This window comes from Ensifer sp. ENS06, assembly GCF_014852205.1.
Taxonomy (GTDB): Bacteria; Pseudomonadota; Alphaproteobacteria; order Rhizobiales; family Rhizobiaceae; genus Ensifer; species Ensifer adhaerens.
On record NZ_JACVBC010000018.1, the window covers coordinates 49,344 to 66,622 of the forward strand.

Here is a 17,279-nt window from a genome sequence, read left to right on the forward strand (position 1 = left end):
CAAGAAATCCTAGCGATCTAAAAGGGGAACTACCGTGAAAAAATCGCTTCTCGGCGCAGCGACCGCGCTCGCCCTCATCGCCGGCCCGGCGGCGGCACAGACCGTGCTGACGGCCAATATCGAGCCGGCGACCACCTGGGTTCGCAACTTCAACCCGTTCAACCAGACCTCGGCGCGCCAGAGCACGCTCGACTTCATCTACGAGCCGCTGGTCGTCTTCAACCGCTTCGACGGCAACAAGCCGGTCTTCCGGCTGGCCGAAAGCTTCAAGCTCTCGGACGACCTGAAGTCGATCGAGTTCAAGCTTCGTCCAAACCTCAAGTGGTCCGACGGCAAGCCGCTGACGGCGACCGACGTCAAGTTCACCTACGACTACCTGAAGAAGTTCCCGGCGCTCGACTTCGTCAGCATCTGGACCTTCATCACCGGTGTCGAGGCCGTGGACGCTGAGACCGTGCGCTTCACGCTCGCCAATCCGAGCTCGCTTGCAGCCGAACAGCTGGCGCAGCTGCCGATCGTGCCCGAGCACGTCTGGAAGGACATTGCCGAGCCGGTCACCTTCGCCAACGAAACGCCCGTCGGCAGCGGTCCGCTGACCGAAATCCCGCGCTTCACCGGCCAGACCTACGACCAGTGCCGCAACCCGCACTACTGGGACGCAGCAACGCTCAAGGTCGACTGCGTGCGCTTCCCGCAGCTTGCCGACAATAACCAGATCCTGACGGCGACCGCGTCGGGCACGCTCGACTGGGGCGTCTCCTTCATCCCGGATATCGAGAACGTCTATGTCGCCAAGGATCCGGAACACTTCCACTTCTGGTATTCGCCAAGCAGCATGGTCGCCTTCCTGTTCAACCAGGAAACGGCGAACGAAAACAACCGCAAGGCCTTCAACGACGTGAAGTTCCGCCGTGCCGCCTCGATGGCGCTCGACCGCGGCACCATGGTCGACGTCGCCGGCTACGGCTACCCGACGCTCAACGAAGACCCGGCAGGAATGGGCGAGCTCTACAAGAGCTGGGCCGATCCGTCGGTCGCCGCCGATTTCGGCAAGTACGGCAAGTACGATGCGGATGCCGCCAAGGCGCTGCTCGACGAGGCCGGCTACGCCGACAAGGACGGCGACGGCTTCCGCGACAACCCGGATGGCAGCAAGATCTCGTTCTCGATCATCGTTCCGAGCTCCTGGACCGACTGGATCGACACGGTGACGATCGCCGTCGAGGGCCTGCAGGCCGTCGGCCTCGACGGCAAGATCGAGACGCCCGAGGAAGCGGTCTGGACCGGCAACCTCATCAACGGCACCTTCGATGCGGCGATCAACAGCCTGCCGGCATCGGCCTCGCCCTACTACCCCTACAAGCGCGCCTTCAGCGCGTCGGACAAGGGCAAGACCCGCTTTACCTCGCAACGCTGGTTCAATCCGGATGTCGAAGCGCTTCTGACCGAGTTCACCCAGACCGCCGACCCGGCCAAGCAGAAGGAAGCGATGAACAAGGCACAGCGCATCGTCGCCGAAAACATGCCGATGATCCCGGTGTTCAACAACCCGAACTGGTACCAGTACAACACCAAGCGCTTCAAGGGCTGGGCGACGGCGGAAAACCCCTTCGTCAACCCGTCGATCACCCGCAACAACCCGGCGCGTCTTCTGCACCTGCTGGCGCTTGAACCGGTGAAGTGATCCCTGATCGAAGGCGCGGCGCCCTTTCGGACGACGATCCGGGAGGGCGCCGCATCTCGATCGGCAACGGTGGCGGGCGCTTTTCGTCCGCCACGCAATCGTCCTTGGGGTCAGTCTCCACGGGCGGTTCGACAAGAAGACAGCCCTGCCGCCTGACGCGCTCTTGCGGCAGCCGCAGTCGATGGAGTTCCCGATGGCCTTTTTGCTTCGCCGCCTCTGCTTCTATCTGGCGGCCTTCGTCGCAGCGGCGACGATCAACTTTTTCCTGCCGCGGCTGATGCCCGGTGATCCGGTGCAGATCATGTTTTCGAGCGCCGGCGCTGAACTGCCGCCCGAAAGCCTGCAGGCCCTGAAACTCACCTTCGGCTTCGTCGATGGCCCCCTTTGGCAGCAGTACCTCACCTATCTCGGCAGCATCTTCAGCGGCGACCTCGGCCGTTCCATCAAGTATTTCCCGCTGCCGGTGACCACCGTGCTCGGCAACGCACTCGTCTGGACCGTCGGTCTGATGGGAACTGCCACCATCGTCAGTTTCGCGCTCGGCACCTTCCTCGGCATTCTCGCGGCCTGGCGCCGTGGCAGCCTGTTCGACGTCATCGTTTCCGTCGGCGCGATCTTCGCGACCTCGGTTCCCGCCGTCGTCACCTCGCTGATCGTCGTCTTCACCTTCGGCTTCACGCTTGGCTGGTTCCCGACCGGCTATGCCGCCGATCCGGCGCTCGATCCCGCCTTCACGTTCGAATATATCGGCAGCATCCTCTACCACGGCATCCTGCCGATGCTGACGCTTTGCGCGGTTCTGACCGGCGGCTTCGCCGTGACCATGCGCAACAACATGATCAACCTGCTCGGCGAAGACTACATCGTCATGGCCCGCGCGAAGGGGCTCTCCGACACCCGCGTGATGATCTGGTATGCGGCGCGCAACGCCCTGCTGCCGACCGTCTCGAGCCTTGCCATCGCCATCGGCACTGTGCTCGGCGGCTCGCTGGTGACCGAGGTGGTGTTCAACTATCCGGGCCTCGGCAACATTCTCTACCAGGCGATCCTCGCCCGCGATTACCCCGTCATCCAGGGACAGCTCTTGATCATGACCGCCACCATGCTCATTGCCAATTTCATCGTCGACGTCAGCTACGTGCTGCTCGACCCGCGACTGAAGAGGGCGTGATATGAAAACCTCCTCCTTTCCGCTCATCCACAACCGCAAGGCCATGGTCGGCGCGCTGATCGTCGCCTTCATCCTGGCTGTCGCGATCGCAGCCCCCTTGCTGACCTCCTATGACCCGGGCGCGCGCGTCGGACGGCCGCATCAGTCACCGTCGCTCGAGCACTGGCTCGGTACCACCCGTATCGGCCAGGACGTCTTCGCCCGCCTCATCTACGGCGCACGCACGTCGCTCGCCGTCGGCTTCGGCGCCGGGCTTCTCATCACCATTGTTGGCACAGCACTCGGCATCATCGCCGGCTATCGCGGCGGCAAGATCGACGAGGTCATCAGCTTCTTCACCAACATGGTGCTGGTCGTGCCGAACCTGCCGCTGCTGCTCGTGCTCGCCGCCTTCATCGGCCAGGCAAGTCCGTGGGTCATCGCGCTCATTCTCGGCTGCACGTCCTGGGCCTGGGGTGCCCGTGTCACCCGCGCAGAGACGCTGTCGGTCAAACAGAAGGACTATGTGAAATCCGCCGAGATGATGGGCGAGCCACGCTGGCGCATCATGACCTTCGAAATCTTCCCCAACCTCATCTCGATCGTCGGCATCAACTTCATCGGCAGTGTGATTTTCGCGATCATCACCCAGGCGACGCTCGAGTTCCTGGGCCTCGGCGATCCCAAGGTCGTTTCCTGGGGCACGATGCTCTATGCGGCGCAGAAGGCCTCCGCCCTTTCGGTCGGCGCCTGGTGGGACATCCTGACGCCCTGCTTCGCGCTCGCCTTCCTCGGCATTGGCCTGTCGCTGCTCAACTTCGCCGTCGACGAAATCGCCAATCCGCGGCTTCGCACCGGCAACCGGCTCGGCCGCTGGTCCGCGCTCATCCGTTCCGGGGAGGGCCGCCTGTGACCGCACCTTTGCTTTCGGTCAAGAACCTGACCATCGATTACATTGGCGAGACCAACGATTTCCGCGCCGTCGACAATGTCAGCTTCGACGTTGCCCCCGGTGAGGTCTTCGGCCTTGCCGGCGAATCCGGCTGCGGCAAGAGCACGATCGCCTTTGCCATCAGCCGGCTGCACAAGCCGCCGGCGCTGATCCGCAAGGAAAGCGCCATCCTGCTCGACGGCCGCGACGTGCTCGACCTCGACCAGAAGGATCTCGCCGACTTCCGCTGGCGCGAAGTGGCGATGGTGTTCCAGAGCGCAATGAACTCACTGAACCCGGTGTTGCGCATCGAACAGCAGTTCTACGACGTCTTGAAGACGCACAAGCGCATCACCCGCGCACAGGCGCGTGATCGCACCGCCGAGATGCTCAAGCTCGTCGATATCTCGCCGGACCGGATGCGCGATTATCCGCACCAGTTTTCCGGCGGCATGCGCCAGCGCATCGTCATCGCCATCTGCCTTGCGCTCGATCCGCGGCTGATCGTCATGGACGAGCCGACGACGGCGCTCGACGTGGTGGTGCAGCGCGAAATCCTGCAGCGGATCAACGAACTCCGGCGCAAGCTCGGTTTTGCCGTGCTCTTCATTACCCACGACCTCGGGCTGATGGTGCAGTTCTGCGACCGCATCGGCATCATGCTCGGCGGCAAGCTGGTCGAACAGGGCACCGCCGACGCCATCTACCGGACACCGGAGCACGACTATACCAAGAAGCTCTGGGCCTCCTTCCCCTCGCTGCACGGAGGCGTTCTTCGATGACCGGCATGTCCGCACCCATTCTTACCCTGGACAAGGTCAGCAAGACCTTCGGCAATGGCCCCGCCGCCGTGCGCGCGGCGAGGGCTATCTCGTTCTCATTGCATGCGGGCCGGGCGCTTGCCGTCGTTGGCGAATCCGGCAGCGGCAAGACCACCTGCGCCCGCATCGCCATGCGCGAATACGAGCCGAGCGAAGGACGGCTGCTCTATAAGGGCAAGCCCGTCGACGCGGCCGGATCCAAGGAAATCGCCGACTATCGCCGCTCGGTGCAGATGATCTTCCAGGATCCCTTCGCTTCGCTCAATCCGGCCCACACCATCGCCTACCACCTGAAGCGGCCGCTGATGCTGCATCGTGCTGACATCAGGGGTGCGGCGGTCGACGAAGAGATCAAGGCCCTGCTTCGGCAGGTGAAGCTCGATCCTGAGATCGTCGCGCCGAAGTACCCCCACGAACTTTCCGGTGGCCAGCGCCAGCGCGTCAACATCGCCCGGGCGCTCGCGGCCAAGCCCGAAGTCATCGTCGCCGACGAGCCGACCTCGATGCTCGACGTTTCCGTGCGGCTCGGCGTGCTCAATCTCTTGAGCGAAATGAAGCGCGAGATGAATCTCGGCCTGCTTTACATCACCCACGACATCGCGACGGCCCGCTACGTCGCCGAGGATATCGCGGTGATGTATGCAGGCCAGATCGTCGAATGGGGCAATACCAGTAAGGTCATCGACAACCCGGCCCATCCCTATACCAAGCTGCTGCTCTCGGCTGTGCCGGATCCGGACATCCGCTTCGACGATCCGAACGCGCAGGTGAGCTCAGCCGAAGCCGATGAAACGCGCCGGCGTTCGGCGGCGACCCAGGAGACAATCCGCGAGGTCGAGCCCGATCATTTCGTGCGCGCGGCCTGAGCCGCCCACCGACTGGCTAAAACAAAAACGCCCCGCTTACCGCGGGGCGTTTTTGTTTGGTCGCGAAAAGCGCAACCCCGTCGATTTTTGGCCCGGCGCCCTCGTGCGCCGGGCCATAAAATCAGGCGGCTTCGCGCTTTTCGACGTCGGTCGGAACGGTGGAGATCGTCTTCAGGATCTGCGAAGCGATCTGGTAGGGGTCGCCCTTGGAGTTCGGGCGGCGATCTTCGAGATAGCCCTTGTAGTCGTTGTTGACGAAGCTGTGCGGAACGCGGATCGACGCACCACGGTCAGCAACACCGTAGCTGAACTGGTGGATCGAAGCGGTTTCGTGCTTGCCGGTCAGGCGCATGTGGTTGTCCGGGCCGTAGACGGCGATGTGGTCGGCACGAGCTTCGGCGAAAGCAGCCATCAGCTCTTCGAAGTATTCCTTGCCACCGACTTCGCGCATGTAGGCGGTCGAGAAGTTGGCGTGCATGCCCGAGCCGTTCCAGTCGGTGTCGCCGAGCGGCTTGCAGTGGTATTCGACGTCGATGCCGTACTTTTCGGTCAGGCGCTGCAGCAGGTAGCGGGCAAGCCAGATTTCGTCGGCAGCCTTGCGCGAGCCCTTGCCGAACACCTGGAATTCCCACTGGCCCTTGGCGACTTCCGCATTGATGCCTTCATGGTTGATACCGGCAGCCAGGCAGATGTCGAGATGCTCTTCGACGATCTTGCGGGCCACGTCACCAACGTTGCTGAAGCCGACGCCGCAGTAGTAGGGGCCCTGCGGCGCGGGGTAACCGGCATCCGGGAAGCCGAGCGGGCGGCCGTTCTGATAGAAGAAGTATTCCTGCTCGAAACCGAACCAGGCGCCGTCGTCATCCAGAACCGTAGCGCGGGTGTTGGACGGATGCGGCGTCTTGGCATCCGGCATCATGACTTCGCAAAGGACGAGAACGCCGTTCTTGCGCTCCGGATCCGGATAGACGGCGACCGGCTTCAGCACGCAGTCCGAGCTGCTGCCTTCGGCCTGCATCGTCGACGAACCGTCGAAGCCCCAGAAGGGCAGCTGTTCCAGCGTCGGGAAAGCATCGAATTCCTTGATCAGGGTCTTGCCGCGCAGGTTCGGGGTGGGCTTGTAACCGTCGAGCCAGATGTATTCGAGCTTAAACTTTGTCATTTCGTTCTCTCACATGACGCCAGGAATGGCTTGGTTCCGAAGCGGTTGGGCAATCCAGACTGGCTGCCCGACGACCGATGAGCGTTAAGAAGCATTAATCGTGCCAACTTGAATTAAGCGTCGAGAATCCAGAAAAAAGGGTCACTAGGGGCAGGTGCGAGCGCGGCCGAACCGATGGCACAGCGCAAGGAAGCAGCGATTCGCACAAAAAATAGGCAAAACCTGCCCGACTCCGCGGCAAAGCAGGGCGGCAAGTCTGCGGTCAAAGATCCAGCGTCAGTAGATGCCGGCGATTGCCTGCAAAACGTGCAGTGGCGCAATGAACCGGACAGGTCAACTTCAGCGCCCGACGACGCATTGGCGCATGATCGCGGGCAGGACCTTGAACAGCCGCGCGTCCTCGCACTGGGAAACATTGAAGCGCATGAAGCCGTTGGCGGTTCCGGCGTGAGAAAAGACGTTGCCGGGCGCCAGCACGATTTCCTGCTGCAGTGATTTCTGCGCCACCTCGGCCGCGTCGATGCCATCGGGCAAACGGCACCAGAGAAACATGCCGGCCTGCGGCTCGATCCATGGCGTGATGCCGATCTCCCCGAGCCGCGCCGCCGTCTCGTTCATCGACCGTGCCAGGCGCTCGCGCAGTGCCTCCATGTGCTTGCGGTAGCTGCCGTCCTTGAGCATCGCAAAAACCAGCTCCGCCGCAAGGCTCGGCCCACCGAACGTGGTGGCGATCTTCAGGTCGACCAGCCCCTCGATCCACCCCCGCGGCGCGGCGATGAAGCCGCAGCGGATGGAGGCCGAGAGAGTCTTGGAGAAGCTGCCGATCTGCACGACACGCTCGAGCCCGTCGAAGGCGGCAAGCCGCGGCGCCGGCGTATGCTCGAAATCGGCGAAGATATCGTCCTCGACGATCGTCAGCCCGGCCTGTTCGGCGAGCTTCAGCAGACGATGGGCAACGACCGGCGAGAGCGTGGCGCTTGTCGGATTGTGAAGCCCGGAATTGGTGATGTAGAGCCGCGGCCGGTGGGTTGCGAGAACCTCAGCGAATTTCTCGAGATCGGGCCCCGAAGGCGTATAGGGCACGCTTACGACCTCTGCCCGATGGGCGCGCAGCAGAGCATGGAAATTGAAATAGCAGGGGTCGTCGACCACGACCGTATCGCCTGGCTCAATCAGGAAGCGGCAGAGCAGATCGATCGCCTGCGTCCCGGATTCCGTCAGGATGATCTGGTCGGGCGATGCCTCGACACCGTGCTCGCCGAGACGCCGCGCCAGAAGCTGGCGTAAGGGCCGATGGCCAAGCGGCGTTCCGTAGTCCGTCAGCCCGCTCGCCTCCAGCTTGGATGCCGATTTAAGAGCACGGCGGATTGCAGTTTCCGGCATCCAGCTCGGCGGCAGCCAGCCGCAGCCGGGCTTCAGCACGCTATCGCCCGTTTCCAGCGCCTGGCGCGACACCCACAGCGGATCGACGGCCCGGTCGAGCCGCGGACCGATCTCGGCCAAAGACAGAGGCGCCAGCGGCGCCGCCACGAAGAAGCCGGCGCCGGGCTTCGAGCGAATGACACCTTCGGCCACCAGCCGTTCATAGGCTTCGACGACGGTGGATTTCGAAACGCGCATGGTGTTGGCGAAGGCGCGGATCGACGGAAGCTTCGCCCCCGGCGTTAGGACACGCCCGGCGATCCGCTGCCGGATCGTCGACATCACGCCTTCGAGCAGCGTTTCGCTGCCGAGCTCCAACTCCTGAACCGTCATCCGTACTGCTCATACATCCAATACAGTTTTGCAAAACTGTACCGCATTGTCTCTGGCAGAGCCAGTCCGTTCGACGGATACAGACGAAAAAGGAGAATGCTATGGACAAGACGGCAGACGGTTGGATGAGCGGTTTTCTCGGGGTGCTGATCTTCAGCGGATCATTGCCAGCGACCCGCGTCGCAGTGATGGACTTTGATCCGGTGTTTCTGACAGTCGCGCGCGCGGCGATCGCCGGCCTGCTCGGCCTCTTGCTGCTTCTCATCTTCCGCCAGCCGCGACCGGCGAAGGCCGATCTCGTTTCGCTGGCAATCGTCGCCTTCGGCGTCGTGCTCGGCTTTCCGCTGCTAACCGCGCTGGCCTTGCAGCACGTCACCTCGGCGCATCTGATCGTCTTCGTCGGACTTCTGCCATTGGCAACCGCGATCTTCGGCGTGCTTCGTGCCGGCGAGCGGCCGCGCCCAGCCTTCTGGTTCTTTTCCTCGCTCGGCAGCGCCGCGGTCGTCGGTTTCGCGCTGGTGCAGGGCTTTGCCGCATCGCCCGTCGGCGACCTCCTGATGCTCGGCGCCATCATTGTCTGCGGCCTCGGCTATGCCGAAGGCGCCAGCCTTTCGCGCAAGCTTGGCGGCTGGCAGGTGATCTGCTGGGCGCTGGTCCTGTCCTTGCCGATCATGCTGGCGCTGACGCTCTTCACGCTGCCGGCCTCCTTCGCAGCCGTCACCAACGGCGCCTGGGCGGGCCTTGCCTATGTCTCGCTCTTCAGCATGCTCGTCGGCTTTGTCTTCTGGTATCGCGGCCTTGCGCTCGGCGGCGTCGCCGGCGTCGGACAGTTGCAGTTGCTGCAGCCCTTCTTCGGCCTGGCACTCGCTGCAACACTTCTCGGCGAGCCGGTCAGCTGGAGCATGCTGGCCGCGACCGGCGCGATCGTGCTCTGCGTTGCCGGCGCCAAGAAATTCGCGAAATAGGCGGCTTTTCACGGGGCGGCGCAGCCCAAGCCCTTCAGAGGCGGTCGAGCTTCAACCGCGCGCCGAGCAGATCGAGAAAGCGGCGGATCTTTGCAGATGGGGTCCGCCCTTCCAACCACAGCGCATGGATCGGCACCGGGGCCGGCTCGAAGTCTTCAAGCACGGTTTCGACCTTGTCGGCATCGATCAGATGTTTGATCTGCCAGAGCGGCGAAAAGCCAAGGCCGAGGCCCTGCTCCACCGCCGCATAGATCGCATTCATCGAGTTGGTGCGAAACCCGCCGCTCACCTTGACGGCGCGAGCCCGCCCGTCGATGCTGAACATCCAGACGCCGGGTCGCTCGTCGCCCGTGCGCGTGACGCAACGATGCGCAGCGAGTTCCTGCGGATGAGACGGCCGGCCGAAGCTCGCAAAATAGGCGGGCGAGCCGAAGACGACGCGGCGAAGCGCGCCCAGGCGCTTGCCGGTCAGGCCAGAATCCTGCAGATCGCCGATCCGCAAGACCAGATCGAGTCCGCTCGCTGCCAGATCGACGAAGGCATCGGAGAGGTCGAGATCGACCTCGACTTCCGGATATTTCGCCATGTACTCGGCGATCACAGGTATCAGGAACCGCGGCGCAAACAGATTGGGCGCCCCAAGGCGCAGCACGCCTGACGGCTCGGAGCGCCGCTGTGCGGCCTCCTCGCGCGCGTCGTGTATCTCCTCCACCGCAGGCTTGATGCGCAGATAAAAGCTCTCGCCCGCCTCGCTCGGCATTGAGCGGCGGGTCGTGCGATGCACCAGCTCGACACCGACATCGGCTTCGAGCATGGCGAGCGACCGGCTGATGGTCTGGAGCGGTCTGCCCAGGCGTTTCGCCGCGGCCGTCAGGCTCCCCTGCTCGACGATGGCCAGAAAGGCCTCCAGATCTTCGATGCGGCTCATTCGATAATCCCGTTTTGCTGGAGAATAAATCACATTTTGCGTCGATTGTCCGCATTGTTGTGCAGCACTAGCTTGAGATCGTCACATCACGACGGCTCGAAAGGCAGACCCCATGAACCAGCGCTCCAACACGATCCTTGTCGTCGGTGCCACCGGCCGCTTCGCCGGCCTTGTCCTTCCCGAACTGGCGCGGCGCGGCGCCAGGGTCCGTGCCCTCATCCGCGACGAAGCGCAGGGCACGATTGCGAAATCGCTCGGTGCATCGGAGATCGCGATCGGCGATCTGCGCGAGCGCACCAGCCTTGACCGGGCACTTGAGGGCGCTGACGGCGTCTTCCACATCGGCCCGGCCTTTGCGCCGGACGAGGCGGCGATGGGAGTATCGATGGTCGAAGCCGCCGTTCGCGCCAGCGTCCGGAAGTTCGTTTTCTCCTCGGTCATCCAGCCAACCCATGTGCGGCTGAAGAACCATGCAGCCAAGATCCCGGTGGAGGACGCGCTCTATTCCTCGCCGCTCGAATACACCATTTTGCATCCGGCAAACTTCATGCAGAACCTGCGGTCGGCCTGGGCGAGCGTGCTTGCCACCGGCAGCTTCGCCGAGCCGTTTCCGACAGCAACGCGCATCGCCCGTGTCGACTACCGTGATGTCGCCGAAGTCGCGGCCATTGCCCTCACGGAGGACCGGCTCGCCTATGCGACGCTGGAACTTAGCGCCGAGGGCCGGCACAACCGCGAGGAAATCGCCCGAATGATGAGCGCCGCGCTCGGTCGGCCGATCGTTGCGGCAACCATCGGCTTTCACGAATGGGCAAAACCGATCGCCGCGAAATACACCGACCACCAGCTGGAGCTGCTGTCCAAGGTTCACGCCCACTATGCCGAAGTCGGACTTGGCGGAAACAGCCTGACGCTGCGCGCCGCTCTTCAGCGCGAACCGCGCAATCTCGAGAGTTTCATTCGCGAGCTGGCGCAGGCCTAACGGTCGGCGGCCACACCTATTCCCTTACCCCCCGGAGTTCACCTCATGTCAAAAAAGCTTCCGCATCGATACCAGGCCATCGTCATGCCGCTTGTTCTTTCCGTCCTGATGTCGGGCATCGTCTCCTTCGTCTCGACGGCCATCGGCAACGGCATCCATCCCGATATTCTCGCACTATGGATCAAGGCCTGGGCTTTCTCCTGGCTGGTCGCCTTTCCGAGCCTGCTCGTGGTTCTTCCGCTCGTGCGCCGCATCGTGGCGGCGACCGTCGAACAGCCGCGCAGCAACTGACCGATCTCGCGCTATTCACCCCGAGCCGACCTTTCGGGCGCAACCGATATTTTTAGGATATCTAAAAACGATTGACAGGAAATCGGGCCGCGCCCTAGCTTGAGGAGAGACGAGAAGGGGACAGACAGTGACGACGGACCATGCCAGCGGCGCTTCGACCGGCGAGGCAGAAACGCCGCCGCTCGGCGATCGCCTGCGCCAACGGCGAAAGGCCCTGAAGATGACGCTTCAAGAGGTCGCCGACGAGGCCGGTTTTTCCGTCGGCTTCATCTCGCAGATCGAGCGCGGCATCACCGTCCCGTCGCTGACCTCGCTGATCGCTGTCTGCCGGACCTTGAAAGTCGAGGCCGGCAGCTTCCTCAATCCGCCGAAGGTGGCGACGCCATTTACCCGGCGCGAACACCGTCCGGTCTATGGGCTCGGCGGAGAAAGCGGCAAGGCCGTCTCCTATGAGCGGCTCTCCGCCTCCTTTCCCGGCAACGTGCTCAGAAGCACTATTATCCGCGAGCCGCCCGGCCATCGCAGCGAGCCAATGTCGCATGAGGGAGAGGAAATCTTCTTCATCCTGAAGGGAGCGTTGACGCTGGAGGTGGACGGCGAAGCGATGGTTCTCGAAGCGGGCGATTCCGCTCATTTCCCGTCGCTGCGCACCCATACGATGTGGAACCACACCAGTGAGCCGACCACGATCCTGCACACCTGCACCATGGACGTCTTCGGCGACGGAGCGCCCTCAGGAAGCCCCACCGACGGCCTCGCCGTGACCCGGGCCGAGAACCGGCTCGAGGGGATCGCCGAAGGCAAGTGACGGGCGCCACAGCCAGCGCCGCCACGAGTTCTTAGAACATATCGCCCCATCGCTGGCCTTACGGCAGGAGCACCAAGGCGCCTGTCGTCTGGCGTCCTTCGAGCCGGCGATGCGCCTCGGCTGCCTCGGCCAATGGCAGACTCGCGTGCACGCGGATATTGACCGCGCCGCGCGCGACAACGTCGAAGAGATCCTTGCTCATCGCCAGCACGTCCTCGCGTCGCGATAGATGCGCCGGTAACAGCGGCCAGGTGGCATAAAGCGATCCCTTCTGCGCCAGCGTCGTGATGTCGAAGGGAGGGATCGAGCCGGAAGCGGCGCCGAAACTGACGAAATGACCGAAGGGGCGCAGGCTGTCGAGCGAACCTTCGAACGTCGCCTTGCCGATGCTGTCGTAGACGACGTCGACCCCCTCGCCTTCGGTGATTTCGAGCACGCGCGTTGCAAAGTTCTCCTTGCCGTAGTCGATCACGTAGTCCGCACCATTGGCCCGCGCCAGTTCGGCCTTCTCCGGCGAACCGACGGTGCCAATGACCTTTGCCCCAAGATGTTTCGCCCATTGCGTCAGGATCAGGCCGACACCGCCCGCGGCCGCATGAACGAGGAGGGTGTGGCCGGCCTCGACCCGGAAGGTGCGACGCAACAGATATTGCGCCGTCAGCCCTTTCAGCATCATCGCCGCACCCGTCTCGAAGTCGATATCCTCAGGCAGATGCACGAGGACACGGGCCGGCACATTGTGTTCCTCGGCATAGGCTCCGAGCGCCTCGGCATAGGCAACGCGGTCACCCGGCTTGAAGCCCTCGACATCGGGCCCGACAGAGACCACCTCTCCGGCTCCCTCCTTACCTGGGATGAATGGAAGCTGCGGCGGCGGGTAGGCGCCGCTGCGCAAATAGATGTCGACGAAGTTGACGCCGATCGCCCGGTTGCGCACGCGCACTTCCCCCGGGCCGGGTTCGCCGAGTTCGAAATTTTCGTAGGCGAGCATATCGGGCCCGCCGTGCTGATGCACGCGGATAGCTTTCATGGATCTGGTCCTCTGGTTGAGTTGGCTGGTCCTGGCAGCCTCCAGGCGGCGGCCGATGCCGATCTGCCTGATGCTGCCTCGCCTTCCTCGCTGATCACATCTGACAGATAGCCATGCGTGAGTTGCCCGTGTAGACTGATATCAATGACAACAGAGTTCAAACTTCATGATATCTGACCAGATTGGCATCGACCTCCTTCGCAGCTTCGTCGCGGTCTGCCGGCAGGGTAGCCTGAACCGCGTCGCCACCCAGACCGGCCGCACGCAATCGGCGCTGAGCATGCAGATGCGCCGGCTCGAAGATCTGCTCGGCCGACAACTCTTCACCCGCACCGGTCGCGGCGTCGTGCCGACACCCGAAGGCGAATTGTTCCTCGGATACGCCACGCGCATGCTGGCGCTTGGCGACGAAGCGGCGGCGCGGCTGCGGCAGGCTGACCTGAGCGGTGGCGTGCGGGTCGGGCTGGCCGAGGAAGTGGCAACGACGGCGCTGCCCGAAGCGCTCGGTCGACTGCGGCGCGGCTACCAGGAGATCCGGCTCGACGTGGTGGTCGAGCAATGCGTGGCGCTTGGAAAGACCTGGCCTGAAGGCGACCTCGATATCATGGTCGTGCCGACCTCCGTGATCACAGCCGACGCCCTCACCACCTGGAATGTGGAGCTGCAATGGGTCTGCGCGACGGACTACGCCTTCGACGAGACCCGACCGATCGACCTTGTTGCCTTCGCCGCACCCTGCCTCTGGCGCCGACGCATGATCGAGACCTTGGCCGACCAGGGCCGGGAACACCGGATCACTTTTACCAGCCAGAGCATCACGGCGCTGCAGGCCGCGATCGAGAACGGGCTCGGCATTGGTTTGCTTCCGCCGGACGCGATACGCGCGGGCACGATGCGGGCGCTGCCCGCCTCGTCAGCCGTACCGAAGCCGTTTGCCGTCCAGTATGGGCTTTTTGCCAGGGATCGGCGATCGGCCGTCGTCGATTGCGCGATCAGCGTGCTGCTCGAAGGCTTGCCGATCGCTTCAAGGACCTAACGTCCTTCGCGGCTGAGCGCGGCGCTCACCCGCCCCAGGTTGTCTCCAGCACGCGGATCCAGTTGCCGTGGCAGATCTTTACGAGTGCCGCATCGTCATAGCCGCGGGTGCGCAGCAGGTCGACGAGCAGCGGCAGATCGGCCGCGCTGCGCATCGCAGCAGGGATGGCCGTACCGTCGAAGTCAGAGCCGAGCGCCACATGATCGATACCGATACGCTCGACGATATAGTCGATGTGGTCGACAAGGAGCGAGAGCGGCGTATCCGTGTTCCTGGTCCCGTCCGCGCGCAGGAAAAGGACGCCGAAGTTGATGCCGGCCAAACCGCCGGTGTCCCTGATCGCGTCGAGCTGACGGTCCGTCAGGTTGCGGCTATGCGGGCAGAGCGCGTGCACGTTGGAATGGGAGGCGACGAGCGGCGCCTGCGACAGCGCGGCGATGTCCCAGAAGCCCTGCTCGTTCATGTGCGAGAGATCAAGCATGATCTTCAGCTCGTTGCAGGCGCGCACGAGATCCTTGCCGGCCTCGCTGAGGCCTGGACCGATATCGGGTGAAGAGGGAAAGCGGAAGGGAACGCCATAGGCAAAGAGGTTCGGCCGGCTCCAGACGGGGCCGAGCGTGCGCAGACCCGCGGCGTGAAGCACATAGAGCGCGTCGAGATCGGCGCCGACCGCCTCGATACCCTCGATGTGCAGCACCGAGGCAAAGGCACCCTCGTCCATGGCGGCGCGGATATCGGCAGCACTGCGGCAAATCTTCAGCCGGCCCTCCGACTGGCGTTCGATCCGCATCAGCAGGCTCGTCATGCCGAGCGTGGCTTCGAGTGCGCTTTGTTGATCGGGCGTTGCAAACTCGCCGCTGCCATCCTTGGCAAGGCCGGGCGAGGCGACGTAGACGGCGCAGAGGCCGCCGGCAAGGCCACCCGCCGCGGCCTTGTCGAGATCGATATGCCCGGTATCGACGCCATCGAGGAAGCGGCGCTCGGCAGCGCCGCCCGGCGAACGCCAGAGCCGCGACAGCACGTCGTTATGTCCGTCAAAGACCGGGATTTTCGCTTGCGTCGCCAATTCTGGATCGCCTTCTCAACCTGTTGTCCTCAAGTGCGACTCATGGATAGTCGCCGACGGACCATAGACATTGGGTGCGGGAACCGCACCCTTTTTCCCCGCCGGCCTAACGCAATGCAGGCGGGCCGGGCAAATGCAAACCGTGCATAGGCCCTGCCGGAATCGGAATTGGCGGCACGAGGTTCTGTCGTGCTTAGTCGGAGATACGCGTGGGAAACCACTGCGACCAGAATTGGAGAATGGACATGACGAAGCCGGCATCGCTGGATTGGCAAGCCGCCGAAGCGGCTGCGAGGCGCCTGACCGCACAATGGGTGGCAGACGAACCGGGCGGCGCGGTCATCGGCTTCGATGCATCCGGACCGCGCTTCTCGCATGCGGCCGGCGTCGAGAGCCTCGCGACATCCGCCCCGTTCACGCTCGACAGCGTCGTGCGCTATGCGTCCCTCACCAAGCACGTCTTCTCAGCGATGGTGCTCGCCCACGCCGACCTTATCGGTCTCGACGATCCGCTCGGCCAGCATCTTCCGGAACTGCGGTCGCCACTTGCGCGCGTGACGGTCGGGCAGGCGCTCGACATGAGTGGCGGCCTGCCGGATACCCGCGAATGCCTGTCGTTGCTCGGCCTTTCCGTCTACACGGAGACCAGGGCCGGACCGCTGCTGGAGTACCTCTCACGCCTGGAGCGGCTGAACTTTGACGCCGGCACCGAGGTCTCATACTCCAACACCGGCTATCGCCTCATCGAAGCGGCTTTGGAGCGCAAGGGCTTCCGCTTCAACGATTTCGTCCAACGGGAAATCGCGGCCCCGCTTGGCATCGCGCTGAAGGCGCCGGATGTCTGGAACGATCCGGTGAGGGACCTCGTTCCCGGCTACTGGCACTCGGGCGAAACCTGGCAGCTATCTGCCGCTGGCCTGCACATTTCCGCATCGGGCAGCCTCACCGGCAGCGCCGGGGCGCTTGCCACCTGGCTGCAGGCGCTGCTCGGTGGCGAAGGCCGCTTCGCCGGTCTTCTGCAGAAGTTGCAGGCGCCCCGATATCTCGCCGACGGGCGACCAACAGGATACGGGCTCGGCCTGCGCAACTCGTCGCTCGGCGGCCGCGAATTCGTTGGCCATGGCGGTTCACATCCCGGCTACAAGACCTATTTCCTCCTCGATCCCGAAACGGGCGCCGGCTTCGTCGTCGTCTCCAACCGCGAGGACACCAACGGTTACAAGATCGCGCTCGAAAGCATGGCAGCGCTCACCGGCATTCCTCTGCCGACCCCGGCAGCCGATCTCGGCGACGGTCTCTACGTGACGGAGGCCGGTCCCTGGTGGGTCGAGGTCAAGGGCAGCACCTGCACCTATCTCGATGCGGATGAGACGCTCTATGACGACGGCGACGGCTGGGCCTCGTCGCGCTCGGCCTCATCCCCTGTCCGGCTGCGCCGCGACGGCTCCGCCCTTGTCGGCGAGGTCGGCCATGCGGCACAGTGCTTCCTTCCAGCGGCGACGCATGAGCCGCTGCCGGCGTCGCTCTCCGGGGTCTGGCGCTCCGACGAAAGGGCGGAATTCACGGTCGAGAACGGCGCGGTCCTGATGGGCGTCGGCCCCGTTCGTCAGACGATGGCGCTCACTCCGCTCGGCAATGGTCGCTTCCTGTTCACGCTGAGCGATGGCCCCTGGGTCAAGCGCATCTGCCTGCATCTCCTCGGGCCCGATCACCTCGAACTGGTGACGAGCCGAGCCCGGATGATCGAATATCGCCGACGCGCCTGATTTTTCTTGATGACGCGCGGGCGCTGCCACAAAAGAAG

16 protein-coding genes are annotated in these 17,279 nt (G+C 63.8%); 11 read left to right on the forward strand and 5 right to left on the reverse strand.

Annotated elements, in window-relative coordinates; translation table 11 throughout:
- Positions 1–34: 34 nt before the first annotated feature.
- From IB279_RS33465 to IB279_RS33485, 5 genes are all read left to right on the forward strand, one after another.
- Complete coding sequence (locus IB279_RS33465; protein WP_090299195.1) at positions 35–1,684, forward strand: ABC transporter substrate-binding protein; 1,650 nt, start codon at positions 35–37, stop codon at positions 1,682–1,684.
- 193 nt (positions 1,685–1,877) lie between these two features.
- A complete protein-coding gene (locus IB279_RS33470; protein WP_060529168.1) occupies positions 1,878–2,855 on the forward strand; it encodes an ABC transporter permease in 978 nt (325 codons plus the stop codon).
- Between the two features lies 1 nt (position 2,856).
- Positions 2,857–3,747 carry an ABC transporter permease gene (locus IB279_RS33475; RefSeq protein WP_034790082.1) on the forward strand — a complete coding sequence of 297 codons (891 nt, stop codon included), beginning with the start codon at positions 2,857–2,859 and terminating at the stop codon, positions 3,745–3,747.
- On the forward strand, positions 3,744–4,547 hold the full coding sequence (locus IB279_RS33480; protein ID WP_034790084.1) for an ABC transporter ATP-binding protein: 804 nt from the start codon (positions 3,744–3,746) through the stop codon (positions 4,545–4,547). The genes IB279_RS33475 and IB279_RS33480 overlap by 4 nt, the downstream gene beginning before the upstream one ends.
- Positions 4,548–4,552: 5 nt before the next feature.
- The gene (locus IB279_RS33485; RefSeq protein ID WP_090299244.1) at positions 4,553–5,452 is read left to right on the forward strand and encodes an ABC transporter ATP-binding protein; all 900 of its coding nucleotides are present in this window, start codon (positions 4,553–4,555) and stop codon (positions 5,450–5,452) included.
- A 121-nt stretch (positions 5,453–5,573) separates the two neighbouring features.
- Here IB279_RS33485 and IB279_RS33490 read toward each other — a convergent pair whose 3' ends face one another.
- Entirely contained in the window at positions 5,574–6,614 is a 1,041-nt protein-coding gene (locus tag IB279_RS33490; RefSeq protein WP_034790086.1) for a glutamine synthetase beta-grasp domain-containing protein, read from the reverse strand.
- A gap of 339 nt (positions 6,615–6,953) precedes the next feature.
- Positions 6,954–8,369, reverse strand: coding sequence for a PLP-dependent aminotransferase family protein (locus tag IB279_RS33495; RefSeq protein WP_060519928.1), 1,416 nt, complete (start codon positions 8,367–8,369; stop codon positions 6,954–6,956).
- Between the two features lie 101 nt (positions 8,370–8,470).
- Between IB279_RS33495 and IB279_RS33500 the strand changes: the two genes are divergently transcribed.
- Complete coding sequence (locus tag IB279_RS33500; RefSeq protein ID WP_034790119.1) at positions 8,471–9,334, forward strand: DMT family transporter; 864 nt, start codon at positions 8,471–8,473, stop codon at positions 9,332–9,334.
- A 34-nt stretch (positions 9,335–9,368) separates the two neighbouring features.
- Here the strand turns inward: IB279_RS33500 and IB279_RS33505 are convergent, their stop codons facing one another.
- Positions 9,369–10,262, reverse strand: coding sequence for a LysR family transcriptional regulator (locus IB279_RS33505; RefSeq protein ID WP_034790120.1), 894 nt, complete (start codon positions 10,260–10,262; stop codon positions 9,369–9,371).
- Positions 10,263–10,374: 112 nt separating this feature from the next.
- Between IB279_RS33505 and IB279_RS33510 the strand changes: the two genes are divergently transcribed.
- The 3 genes from IB279_RS33510 (at position 10,375) to IB279_RS33520 (ending at position 12,343) form a co-directional block, all read left to right on the forward strand.
- Positions 10,375–11,244: an NmrA family NAD(P)-binding protein gene (locus tag IB279_RS33510; RefSeq protein WP_034790122.1), complete on the forward strand. Its 870-nt coding sequence runs from the start codon at positions 10,375–10,377 to the stop codon at positions 11,242–11,244.
- Between the two features lie 45 nt (positions 11,245–11,289).
- Positions 11,290–11,535 (forward strand): DUF2798 domain-containing protein, encoded by a 246-nt coding sequence (locus tag IB279_RS33515; protein ID WP_034790124.1) that lies wholly within the window; start codon positions 11,290–11,292, stop codon positions 11,533–11,535.
- Positions 11,536–11,662: 127 nt separating this feature from the next.
- Positions 11,663–12,343, forward strand: a complete 681-nt coding sequence (locus IB279_RS33520; protein WP_210338758.1) for a helix-turn-helix domain-containing protein — start codon at positions 11,663–11,665, stop codon at positions 12,341–12,343.
- Between the two features lie 58 nt (positions 12,344–12,401).
- On the opposite strand, the gene IB279_RS33525 is transcribed toward IB279_RS33520, so the two are convergent.
- Positions 12,402–13,373, reverse strand: a complete 972-nt coding sequence (locus tag IB279_RS33525; RefSeq protein WP_090299189.1) for a quinone oxidoreductase — start codon at positions 13,371–13,373, stop codon at positions 12,402–12,404.
- Positions 13,374–13,539: 166 nt separating this feature from the next.
- Between IB279_RS33525 and IB279_RS33530 the strand changes: the two genes are divergently transcribed.
- Positions 13,540–14,409 carry a LysR substrate-binding domain-containing protein gene (locus tag IB279_RS33530; protein ID WP_060519931.1) on the forward strand — a complete coding sequence of 290 codons (870 nt, stop codon included), beginning with the start codon at positions 13,540–13,542 and terminating at the stop codon, positions 14,407–14,409.
- Between the two features lie 25 nt (positions 14,410–14,434).
- On the opposite strand, the gene IB279_RS33535 is transcribed toward IB279_RS33530, so the two are convergent.
- Positions 14,435–15,475, reverse strand: coding sequence for a dipeptidase (locus IB279_RS33535; protein ID WP_090299186.1), 1,041 nt, complete (start codon positions 15,473–15,475; stop codon positions 14,435–14,437).
- Positions 15,476–15,720: 245 nt separating this feature from the next.
- Here IB279_RS33535 and IB279_RS33540 point away from each other — a divergent pair, with 245 nt between their 5' ends.
- The gene (locus IB279_RS33540; protein ID WP_090299183.1) at positions 15,721–17,241 is read left to right on the forward strand and encodes a serine hydrolase; all 1,521 of its coding nucleotides are present in this window, start codon (positions 15,721–15,723) and stop codon (positions 17,239–17,241) included.
- Positions 17,242–17,279: the final 38 nt, after the last annotated feature.